The sequence below is a fragment of the Bacillus sp. JJ1474 genome (genome assembly GCF_036965225.1).
In the GTDB taxonomy this organism is placed as follows: domain Bacteria; phylum Bacillota; class Bacilli; order Bacillales; family Cytobacillaceae; genus Cytobacillus.
The window spans coordinates 1-10,096 of the sequence record NZ_JBALPC010000095.1 but is presented as its reverse complement, the minus strand read 5'-3'; the positions used below and the strand labels follow the sequence as shown (position 1 = coordinate 10,096).

Annotated in this window: 10 protein-coding genes and 1 riboswitch; of the genes, 9 read left to right on the top strand and 1 reads right to left on the bottom strand. The window is 38.5% G+C overall.

Going from position 1 to position 10,096, the window contains the following annotated elements:
* Positions 1-122: 122 nt before the first annotated feature.
* From V7164_RS13710 to V7164_RS13670, 9 genes are all read left to right on the top strand, one after another.
* Entirely contained in the window at positions 123-1,310 is a 1,188-nt protein-coding gene (locus V7164_RS13710) for an MFS transporter (RefSeq protein WP_335354349.1), read from the top strand.
* A 321-nt stretch (positions 1,311-1,631) separates the two neighbouring features.
* A riboswitch (TPP riboswitch) is annotated at positions 1,632-1,741 on the top strand.
* An 89-nt stretch (positions 1,742-1,830) separates the two neighbouring features.
* On the top strand, positions 1,831-2,829 hold the full coding sequence (locus V7164_RS13705) for an ABC transporter substrate-binding protein (protein WP_335354348.1): 999 nt from the start codon (positions 1,831-1,833) through the stop codon (positions 2,827-2,829).
* Positions 2,830-2,841: 12 nt separating this feature from the next.
* Entirely contained in the window at positions 2,842-3,132 is a 291-nt protein-coding gene (locus V7164_RS13700; RefSeq protein ID WP_335354347.1) for an MTH1187 family thiamine-binding protein, read from the top strand.
* Positions 3,132-3,893 (top strand): ABC transporter permease, encoded by a 762-nt coding sequence (locus V7164_RS13695; RefSeq protein ID WP_335354346.1) that lies wholly within the window; start codon positions 3,132-3,134, stop codon positions 3,891-3,893. The genes V7164_RS13700 and V7164_RS13695 overlap by 1 nt, the downstream gene beginning before the upstream one ends.
* A gap of 1 nt (position 3,894) precedes the next feature.
* Positions 3,895-4,635 carry an ABC transporter ATP-binding protein gene (locus tag V7164_RS13690; protein WP_335346847.1) on the top strand — a complete coding sequence of 247 codons (741 nt, stop codon included), beginning with the start codon at positions 3,895-3,897 and terminating at the stop codon, positions 4,633-4,635.
* Between the two features lie 4 nt (positions 4,636-4,639).
* On the top strand, positions 4,640-5,422 hold the full coding sequence (locus V7164_RS13685; RefSeq protein WP_335346848.1) for a TatD family hydrolase: 783 nt from the start codon (positions 4,640-4,642) through the stop codon (positions 5,420-5,422).
* Between the two features lie 255 nt (positions 5,423-5,677).
* Positions 5,678-6,406, top strand: a complete 729-nt coding sequence (locus V7164_RS13680; RefSeq protein WP_335354345.1) for a class I SAM-dependent methyltransferase — start codon at positions 5,678-5,680, stop codon at positions 6,404-6,406.
* A gap of 92 nt (positions 6,407-6,498) precedes the next feature.
* Positions 6,499-6,960: a hypothetical protein gene (locus V7164_RS13675; protein WP_335354344.1), complete on the top strand. Its 462-nt coding sequence runs from the start codon at positions 6,499-6,501 to the stop codon at positions 6,958-6,960.
* A gap of 529 nt (positions 6,961-7,489) precedes the next feature.
* Positions 7,490-8,875, top strand: coding sequence for an MATE family efflux transporter (locus V7164_RS13670; RefSeq protein WP_335354343.1), 1,386 nt, complete (start codon positions 7,490-7,492; stop codon positions 8,873-8,875).
* Positions 8,876-9,033: 158 nt separating this feature from the next.
* Here V7164_RS13670 and V7164_RS13665 read toward each other — a convergent pair.
* The coding region (locus V7164_RS13665; RefSeq protein WP_335354342.1) for an alanine/glycine:cation symporter family protein at positions 9,034-10,096 on the bottom strand (1,063 nt) is incomplete at its 5' end.

The window sequence follows — 10,096 nt, the reverse complement described above, 5'->3', positions numbered from 1 at the left end:
AAATCCTGACTACAGAAAATGAAACTATTCGTTTTCTGTAGTCAGGATTTTTTTTTGTTCAGAAAAAGACCTTCAAAGCCTATTTCTTTTGATATCAGCTTAGAAAGGACATGAAATAGATTATGAATTTGAAAGTTTTTATTCTAGCATTATCAACTATCGCGGTTGGATTGGTTGAATTGATCATTGGCGGGATATTGCCGACAATTGCCGATGATTTTAACATTTCTTTAAGCTCTGCTGGACAGCTAATCACTGTGTACGCTCTTATATACGCCATCGCAGGGCCTGTTTTACTTGTGTTAACGAGCAAAATCGAACGAAAAAAATTGTATCTTGCTTCGTTATTCATATTTTTCCTTGGAAATGTCATGACGTATTTTAGTCCGAATTATACCTTTATGATGATTGCAAGAGTTTTAACTGCAGCTAGTACAGCACTAATTGTTGTACTTTCCTTGACCATTGCTGTGAAAATTGTTGCCCCTTCTCACCGAGCAAAGGCTTTAGGTCTCATTTATATGGGCATAAGTTCTTCTCTCGTATTAGGTGTACCATTGGGAATCCTTCTATCCAATATATTTGGATGGCGCATCATATTCCTTGGAATCGCCGCGTTATCAATTGGATCAATGGTGCTTATTTCAATATTCTTGGAGCGTATTCCAGGGGAAAGAACCATTCCGCTCTCCCAACAATTAAAGGCAGCAGGCAGCGCGAAAATAGGCAGTGCCCACCTCTCTACGGTGTTTATGCTGGCGGGACATTATACGGTTTATGCATATTTCACACCATTTTTAGAGACGAATTTTCATCTTAATTCCTACTGGATCAGTATCTTCTATTTTATATTTGGTATTGCGGCAGTAGGCGGCGGAGCATTCGGTGGAACACTTTCGGATCGGATTGGTACTCACAAAAGTATTGTGATCGTTATCAGTGCATTTGCGATTTGTTTATGCTTATTGCCATTAACAACCTTTTCCCTTGTCTTATTCATTCCAATGATGATGGTTTGGGGAGCATTGAGTTGGGCCTTGGCACCACCTCTACAAAGTTATTTGATTCAAATTGATCCGGCAACGTCCGACATACAGCAAAGCTTAAATAACTCTGCTCTGCAAATCGGAATTTCACTTGGATCAGCTATTGGTGGTCTTGTGTTAAACAATTCCGGAACTGTTTCTAGTACAGCTTGGTTTGGGAGTGGCGTTGTCATTATCTCGTTACTATTTGCAGTCTTTTCTTTGACAAGACCAGCTATAGCAAGAGAAAATACAAACTCCCCTGCGTCTTTCCAAAGGTCTTAAACCACTTGTCTTCCTTGATTTTGTGAATTTTTGGGCTATCCAGAAAGTCAGTTTTTCTAGACTTATTGGATAGCTCTTTATCCTTTAGAATAGTAGGTCTTGTGGGGGCTGTGGCGGACACTAATCTTACATAAAATGCTCTTTCCTAAGTTCCCTCCCAAAATGATCGCAATGAATAATTCATAGAACGCGTGTAGACAATATTCCTTTATTCCCCAAGTTCATCCGTAAAAAAACCGATCCTACTAATAAGATTATATAATTATGCTACTTCCCTCTCTTTTATTTGATATAATAAAGTATCTGAAAAAATAAATAGCATTAGAATTGTGGGGGAACCGGTGTTACCGGTTGAGACTGTACCTGTGAGGTGCTGACCCTTTGAACCTGATCTGGTTAACACCAGCGGAGGAAACATATTCGAATGAAGTATAGATATGTTTGTTCATGTACGCGCGGGTTCTCATCCGGGTGTTTTTTATTTTTTCTGGAAACTATCATGAAAGCTTTGGAGGAAAAAATGATGAAATGGTTGATTGCAACGATAATGGCTACCTTGTTTCTCGCAGGATGTGCTGGAGGAAAGGAATCCACTGATTCAACAAAGGAACAACAAGAAAAAAATGAAAAGGTAACGGTTGTTTTGGATTGGACACCGAATACGAATCACACCGGTTTATATGTGGCACAGGATAAAGGATACTTTAAAGAAGAAGGCTTGGACGTGGAAATTATTATGCCCGGTGAAGCGGGAGCAGATCAGCTAGTTGCTTCTGGAAAAGCCGATTTTGGCGTCAGCTATCAAGAAAGCATTACACAAGCACGTGTTCAAGGGGTGCCCTTAGTTTCAATCGCAGCAGTAATCCAGCATAATACGTCTGGATTTGCCTCCCCAGCGGAGAAAAATATTACATCACCAAAGGATTTTGCAGGAAAAACATACGGGGGCTGGGGAGCTCCAGTTGAAAAATCAGTCATTACTTCATTGATGCAAATCGAAAATGCCAATGTAGAAGATGTTTCCATTGTAAATATGGGGGATACAGACTTTTTTACAGCTGTAAAACGAGATATTGATTTTGCATGGATTTATTACGGCTGGACAGGCATTGAAGCGGAAATTCGCGACGAAAAGATTAATATGGTCTATTTAACCGATTATAGTAAAAAACTAGATTACTATACACCAGTTCTTGCAACAAATGAAAAGAAGCTTCAATCTAATCCGGAACAAGTGAAGAAATTTTTGAAGGCAGTTTCAAAAGGCTACAAGTTTGCGATCGATAACCCATCTGAAGCAGCAGATAGTTTATTAAAAGCAGCACCTGATCTTGATCAAGAGCTTGTGAAGAAAAGTCAGGAGTGGTTAGCATCACGTTATCAAGATGATGCTCCAAGATGGGGTGAGCAAAAACTTGAAGTTTGGGAAAACTATGCAAGCTGGATGTTTGAAAATCAATTATTAGACAAAGAGCTTGAGGCAAAAAAAGCTTTTACAAACGATTATTTACCACAGTGAGGAGACTGTAAGATGAACAATTCCCTGGTTAGCATTCAAATTATACCGAAAACAAAAAATGGAGAAGACGTGATTCCATATGTGGATGAAGCGATAAAAATTATTGAAGAATCAGGTGTCACTTATGAAGTCCATCCGTTAGAAACAACGATGGAAGGCGAGCTTTCTGAACTATTTGATGTGATCAAAAAAATGAATGAACGAATGATTGAAATGGGCAGCAAAAACGTGATTTCTCAAGTAAAAATTTTATATCAGCCAACAGGCATAGCCATGAATCAGTTAACGGAGAAGTATCGATAATGAAAATAATTCGTTTTAAGGGATGGAGATCGGTTTTCGTTCTCCTTCTCTTCTTTTTCATTTGGGAGATTATCGTTAAAAAAGCCGATATTCCAGAATGGCTGCTTCCTGCTCCCTCAACGATTATGACCGAAGCGATTGCAGGCTTTCCCAGTTTTTCTGAACATTTGCTTTCAACGATAAGACTTGGGGTTACAGGGTTTGCGATCGGTGTTGGGATTGGGCTTTTCGCAGCTATCCTGCTCTATCTCCTGCCGTTTGTCCGAGAAGCTATTTATCCGTTTCTAATTCTTTCGCAAAATATTCCCGTGATCGTACTAGCCCCATTATTAGTCATCTGGTTTGGTTTTGGGATATTGCCCAAAATGATAGTCATTACACTTGTTTGTTTTTTCCCGGTGACGATTGCAGCACTTGATGGATTTAAGCAAACATCACCTGACTTAAGGCATTACATGAAAATGGCTGGTGCGACAAAGAGCCAATTGTTTTGGAAGCTGGAACTTCCACATGCTCTCCCCTCCATTTTTTCAGGAATAAAAATCTCTGCCACTTATAGCATTATGGGTGCCGTTATTTCCGAATGGCTTGGGGCAAAATCAGGCATCGGCGTGTATATGACACTAGCTTCTTCCTCATTCCGAACCGATCGTGTGTTTGTTGCTATCTTTGCAATCATGGCGTTAAGCCTATTATTCTTTGCGGTAATCGTTTTGGTTGAACGACTTCTTATCCGCTGGCAGTCAAAAGGAGCAAACTAAAATGAGTGTCTTAACGATACAAGATATTTCGAAAAAATTTGCCGATGTAGATGTCATTAGTCATTTAAATTTACAAGTGAATGAAGGGGAATTTGTCTCTATTCTTGGGCCTTCAGGCAGTGGAAAAAGTACGCTCTTTTCGCTCATTGGCGGCATTCTCACTCCTGATGAAGGGACGATTACACTGAAGGGTGAAAAAATCAACAGCCAAACAGGTGCGGTCAGCTACATGCCGCAATCCCCTAGCTTGCTTCCTTGGAGAACTGTCTTACAAAATGTTCTTCTTGGTCAAGAGCTAAAAGGAACAAAGGATACTAGTAAAGCTTTAAAAATGATTGAAAAAGCTGGGTTAGCTGAATATACCAATTCTTATCCTCATGAGCTTTCCGGCGGCATGAAACAGCGGGTATCCTTTATTCGAGCTTTGCTTAGTCCACAGCCCATCATTTTGCTTGATGAGCCGTTTTCAGCGTTAGATGAACTGACAAGACTGGACATGCAAAAATGGCTATTATCCATCTGGGAAAATAATCGCCGAACTGTTTTGTTTGTCACCCATAATCTTGAGGAAGCTTTGTTTTTATCCGATCGGATTGTGATTCTTTCAAATAAACCGGCAACCATTGCAGCTGAATTTGTTATTCCTTTTCCTAGACCACGTAAGGAAGAGCTACTGTTAGAGGGCGACTTTTTACAATGGAAACGGAAAATCTATTACGAACTGAAATCGTTCATGGAGTAATGATATGAAAAAAATCATTGATGCCCATATTCATCTTGATCAATATGAAAAACGAGATTTAAGCAGAATTATTGAAGGTGACCCTTCCATTGAAGCCCTTATTGCCGTTTCTTTTGACTTGAAATCATGTAAGGCTACACAGGAAATTGCTTCGCATTTTCAACAAGTTTACCCTGCTTACGGCTATCACCCAGAGCAGCCTCTTCCTCATGAATATGAGCTTATCAAGCTTATTAATTGGATGGATCATCATCAAGACGAGATGATTGCAGTTGGTGAAGTGGGGCTTCCTTATTATTTGCGTCAAGAACAGGATCTTCCACTAAGTCCCTATCTTGAATTGTTAGAAGAAATAACAATCAAGGCGAAAATATGGCAAAAACCGCTTGTGCTTCACGCTGTATACGAAGACGCTAAAATTGTTTGTGATCTTCTTGAAAAGCACTCGATTTCAAAAGCACATTTCCATTGGTTCAAGGGTGATGAGTATACGATTGACCGGATGATTCAGAATGGCTACTTCATATCCATCACACCAGATGTACTCTATGAAAACGATATTAAGGAGCTTGTCAAAAAGTATCCACTCGAGCAAATCATGGTTGAAACCGATGGACCTTGGCCATTCGAAGGTCCTTTTACAGGTAAGCAGACCCACCCACAAATGATGCATAAATCCCTTGAGCAAATTTCCAGATTAAAGCGAGTGCCGATTACTGACGTTTACTCTATTGTTAGGGAAAATGCAGTTGGATTTTATGGTTTGAAGAGTAAGAGCGAACAATGAGTTATGATTGTTCGCTCTTAATTACATACGCAAACAAATGAGGTGATTTCGCAAATATATCCTGTGGTTTCCCAAATAAATTCAGTCGTTTTGCAAACAAATCCTGTAGTTTCGCAATTAATTACAATTATGTTGGCTTTTAGTAGGGATCATTAAGACTGTGATTTCTATCATTAGATTTATCTCTTACATCGGTTATAATTTGCATTGAAAGTATATAGGACAATAGCTTATTAAAGATGAGGTGGATAAGAGATGTCTTTTTATAAAGTATTAAGTCAATATTATGATGATCTATTTCCTAGTAATCCAGCTCAACTAGAATTTATTAAGGCCGCCGCAAACAAAAAAATCAAACTACTAGATATTGCTGCCGGAGCAGGCAACCAAGCGATTGAATTAGCGAAAGCTGGCTATCATGTAACAGCCGTTGATCTAGATGAGAAGATGGTTGAAAAAGTTGAACAAAAGCTAATGGATCACCATCTGAACTTATCTTCATTAAAATTAGATATGAGAAACATAGATCACTTTCATGATCGATCGTTTGATGCTGCCATTTGTATCGGAAACTCTATTGTTCATTTAGAATCATTTGAAGAGATAAGTATGTCCATAAAGAAAATATGGAATGTGCTATCCGAAGACGGCGTATTAATTATTCAAACTGTAAATTATGATCGTATCCTTCAACACCATATTACAGATTTACCGCTTATTGAATTGCCGTATAAGGGAGTTACATTTAAGAGAACCTATGACCACTTTGAAAATAAAATTAAATTCAACGGAGCAATTACGATCAATCAGGGAGCAGGCATTCAGACCTTCTCAAATAGTGTCGAGCTGTATCCATTAACTTCAAATGAGCTCAATGAGAGTCTAAAAATGGCTGGTTTTGGACGAGTTCAGTTATTTGGAGATTTTAAAGGATCGGCATATACGACTGAATCTCCTGCATTAATTGGTATTGCGTATAAATGAAAAAGCACAAGCTCCTTATGAACAGTTTTTAAAGAAGAAAAAAGATGTTTCGTCTGCTCATCCTTTTTCTATTAAAGTGGAGGAGGGTTTATATGATCACCAGATGGCTGACCATTAATATCATTACTATCCTCGTCATTGTTTTGTGGAGCTTGTACCAAGGATATGATTCAAGTTATATTTTGATGGGGAAAATCATAGCACAAGCAGCATTTATTTTATTTTTAATTAATATAAATATGTATTTCGTCTTTCTCCTTATAAGGAAAAGTAAAATAAGAAATGTAAAAGTAAAACTTGCAAAAATTTCAAAGAAAATGATGAGATACCACATACCAATTGCAATAACTGCGACTCTGTTAATCATCGCCCATGCAGCATTGATGATTTCTACACGCTTTGTTAATCTCTGGAATACAAAAACTGTTAGTGGGGCAGCAGCGATTGGGATCCTGATTATCTTGTTATTTAGCGGTTTATTACGCAGATGGAAAGCATCAGGAAAAAGGAGAAAGTTTCATTTTACATGGCTTTTGTATTTTTGGGATTTGTGATTTTACATGTTTTTATATAAATGTGTATCATTCCATTACTGAATTACTCAACATTCGCACCAATTAAATAATGTTTATTGGAAAAATAGTTTAGATTGATAAAAAATGAGCGACAGCCATTCTAATGAACGCTTTGGCGGTTATATTTTTTCTGTCCTTAATCACCTCGATTAAAGGACATACTTTGATCATTTCACCCTCTTGGTGTCCTTTAAAGCCAAGTTATAGGACATGCTTTGAGCGTTTCACCCTCTTTATGTCCTTTAAAGCCCAGCTATAGGACATGCTTTGAGCGTTTCACCCTCTTTATGTCCTTTAAAGCCTAGCTATAGGACATACAATGTTGGTTTCACCTACTTTATGTCCTTAATTGTCCACCCATTCCCCAATAAACTATCCCTTAAACAGTACTTGTCACTTTTGTTAACAATTACATTCCATAAACAGTAAAAAAAGTCTTGTAACACTCTTTAAATTGTTATAAGATACTTTTTGTTTTGATTAAATTCTTTGTGAAAAGGTGAACTAAGTGGTAAAAAACGCAACAAGAATACAGAAGGAATTTAATCTCTTCTACTTAACTTGGCCGATATTTTTAGAAATTTTTCTTTTTATGCTTATGGGTATTGTTGACACGTTTATGTTGAGTGCAATATCGGATAATGCTGTTTCAGGTGTTGGCGCGGCAAATCAATATCTTCATATTTCCATACTCATTTTAGAAGTAGTCGGTAACGGTGCGGCTATCGTTATTGCTCAATATATCGGTTCAAGAAAAATGGCCGAGGTCGCGAAAATATCTGCGACAGCCATAGTCATGAATTTAATGGTTGGCTTAATTGTCAGTGTGATTTTTCTTCTTTTCAGCAGAAATATATTGGAAGGATTAAATTTATCAGGAGATATCTTACTATATGCTGACAGCTATTTAAAGATTGTCGGTGGAGCTATCTTCTTGCAGGCACTTATTAATTCAGTTGCCGCAATCATTCGTGTTCATGGATTCACGAAGCAGGCGATGCTTGTCTCACTTGGTATGAACGTGATTCATATTATAGGAAACTATTGTTTAATATTTGGGAAGTTTGGATTCCCAGAGTTAGGTGTCCAAGGTGCGGCTATTTCTTCCGTATTAAGCCGCCTTCTTGCACTGTTTGTATTCTTCTGGCTCCTCTATCGAATCATGGAAATCCGCATTGAAATTAAATATTATTTCAACCTATCACGAGAATATATTGGGAAAATATTAAAAATCGGTTTGCCTTCTGCCTTCGAGCAGGTTATGTATCAATCATGCCAAATCGTCTTCTTATTTTATGTCACTTTTCTCGGTGAGAACTCACTTGCAGCAAGACAGTATGCAGCAAATATTTCTATGTTCATGTATTTATTTGCCTTAGCCATCGGGATGGGAACATCGATCATCGTCGGTCGGCTTGTTGGCGGAAATCTAAAGGATGAAGCCTATGTCCGGGTTTGGAAAAGTTTAAAATGGGCGAGTGCTGCTACTTTGATAATCGTAGCCATCGTCATCATACTTCGCGAACCGTTAATGGCGCTGTTCACAGATGATCCTGAGATCATTCGTTTAGGTGCGAGCGTCTTACTATTAAGTATTCTACTGGAAACGGGGCGCACGATTAACATTGTAGTCATAAATTCTTTACGTGCAGCAGGAGATGCGACCTTCCCTGTCATCATTGGTGTGTTTTCAATGGTAGGAATGAGTCTCTCTTTAGGTTATTTCTTTGTGTTTTACCTTGATCTTGGCTTACCAGGCGTTTGGTTAGCAATTGCAGCCGACGAGTGGACTCGAGCCATCATCATGTACTTTAGATGGAAAAGCAGAAAATGGGAAAAATACGCCCTTGTTTCCCATGACAATCCCCATGTAGAGAAAGTCGCAGTTAGTTAAAAAGAGTAAGAGGTTTATATGTTAATTAACACTCATTATTAAGAACATTCTCGTTTGGAAAATTTGTCATTAGAAAAGCACCAGCCACTAAAGCTGGTGCTTGGTGCTTTCCTAATATAACTAACTATCCGAAGGATCCGCACGGTTAGAAGTTCACTTTATGATACCTTATCCCTTTTTTTATTTTCAGGATTTTGATAGCCATTTTCCCAGAACTCAGCATTCTTAATTCCATATTTAGACGAATTGAATTCTGGATCTTTCCCTTCCTTAAGCTGCTCTTCATAGTCCTTTAAAGCAATAAGCGCTGGTTTAAATAACAATAGAATCGCAATTAAGTTTAGCCATACCATAATTCCGAGTCCGATATCGCCCATTGCCCATGCTGTTGTTGCAGTTTTTACTGATCCAAAGAAAATGGTACCTAAAAGGATGAGTTTTAGTGCAATAAAAGCAATTCCCTTGAATTTACCACGTACTAGATAGGCCAAGTTTGTCTCCGCGATATAGTAATAAGCATAAATAGTCGTAAAGGCAAAGAAGAATAAAGCAATGGCAACAAATCCTGCACCGTATCCTGGAATGAGCGTATCAACTGCCGCTTGAGTGTAACCAGCTCCTGGTTCAACTCCTGGAAGGTTTTCAGTTAGTACTGTTCCAGTTTTTTCGTCGATTACATTGTATTGTTGTGTAAATAAAATCATCAATGCAGTCGCTGTAACGACTAAGAATACATCTAAATAAATTGAAAACGCTTGCACAAGACCTTGCTTAGCAGGGTGGGATACCTCAGCAGCCGCAGCTGGGTGAGCACCTGTACCTTGACCAGCTTCATTCGCATATAGACCGCGTTTTACTCCCCACATAATAGCTGAACCAATAATACCGCCAAACATTTCTTCAGCTCCGAAAGCGCTTTTAAAAATGAGTCCAAAAACTGCTGGAATATCGGCAAAATTAGATCCAATAATAATAAGTGCAATTAATACATAAGCAGCTGCCATGAAAGGAACGACCCATTCTGCAACTTTAGCAATACGCTTAACACCGCCAAAAATAGTAAAACCAACAAGTGCGACAACGATTAAACCAGTAACTGTTTTATCGAGACCAAAAGCGTTATGAACTGTATCTGCAATTGCATTTGCCTGAATACCTGGCATCAAGAAAGCCATTGCAAGCAATGTGGCCACTGCGAAAATCACCGCAAACCATTTCCAG

Bases quoted from the DNA above. Each gene is read 5' to 3' on its own strand.
- V7164_RS13695 (WP_335354346.1), top strand. From the start codon at position 3,132: ATGAAAATAATTCGTTTTAAGGGATGGAGATCGGTTTTCGTTCTCCTT.
- V7164_RS13705 (WP_335354348.1), top strand. From the start codon at position 1,831: ATGATGAAATGGTTGATTGCAACGATAATGGCTACCTTGTTTCTCGCA.
- V7164_RS13685 (WP_335346848.1), top strand. From the start codon at position 4,640: ATGAAAAAAATCATTGATGCCCATATTCATCTTGATCAATATGAAAAA.
- V7164_RS13700 (WP_335354347.1), top strand. From the start codon at position 2,842: ATGAACAATTCCCTGGTTAGCATTCAAATTATACCGAAAACAAAAAAT.
- V7164_RS13690 (WP_335346847.1), top strand. From the start codon at position 3,895: ATGAGTGTCTTAACGATACAAGATATTTCGAAAAAATTTGCCGATGTA.
- V7164_RS13675 (WP_335354344.1), top strand. From the start codon at position 6,499: ATGATCACCAGATGGCTGACCATTAATATCATTACTATCCTCGTCATT.
- V7164_RS13710 (WP_335354349.1), top strand. From the start codon at position 123: ATGAATTTGAAAGTTTTTATTCTAGCATTATCAACTATCGCGGTTGGA.
- V7164_RS13680 (WP_335354345.1), top strand. From the start codon at position 5,678: ATGTCTTTTTATAAAGTATTAAGTCAATATTATGATGATCTATTTCCT.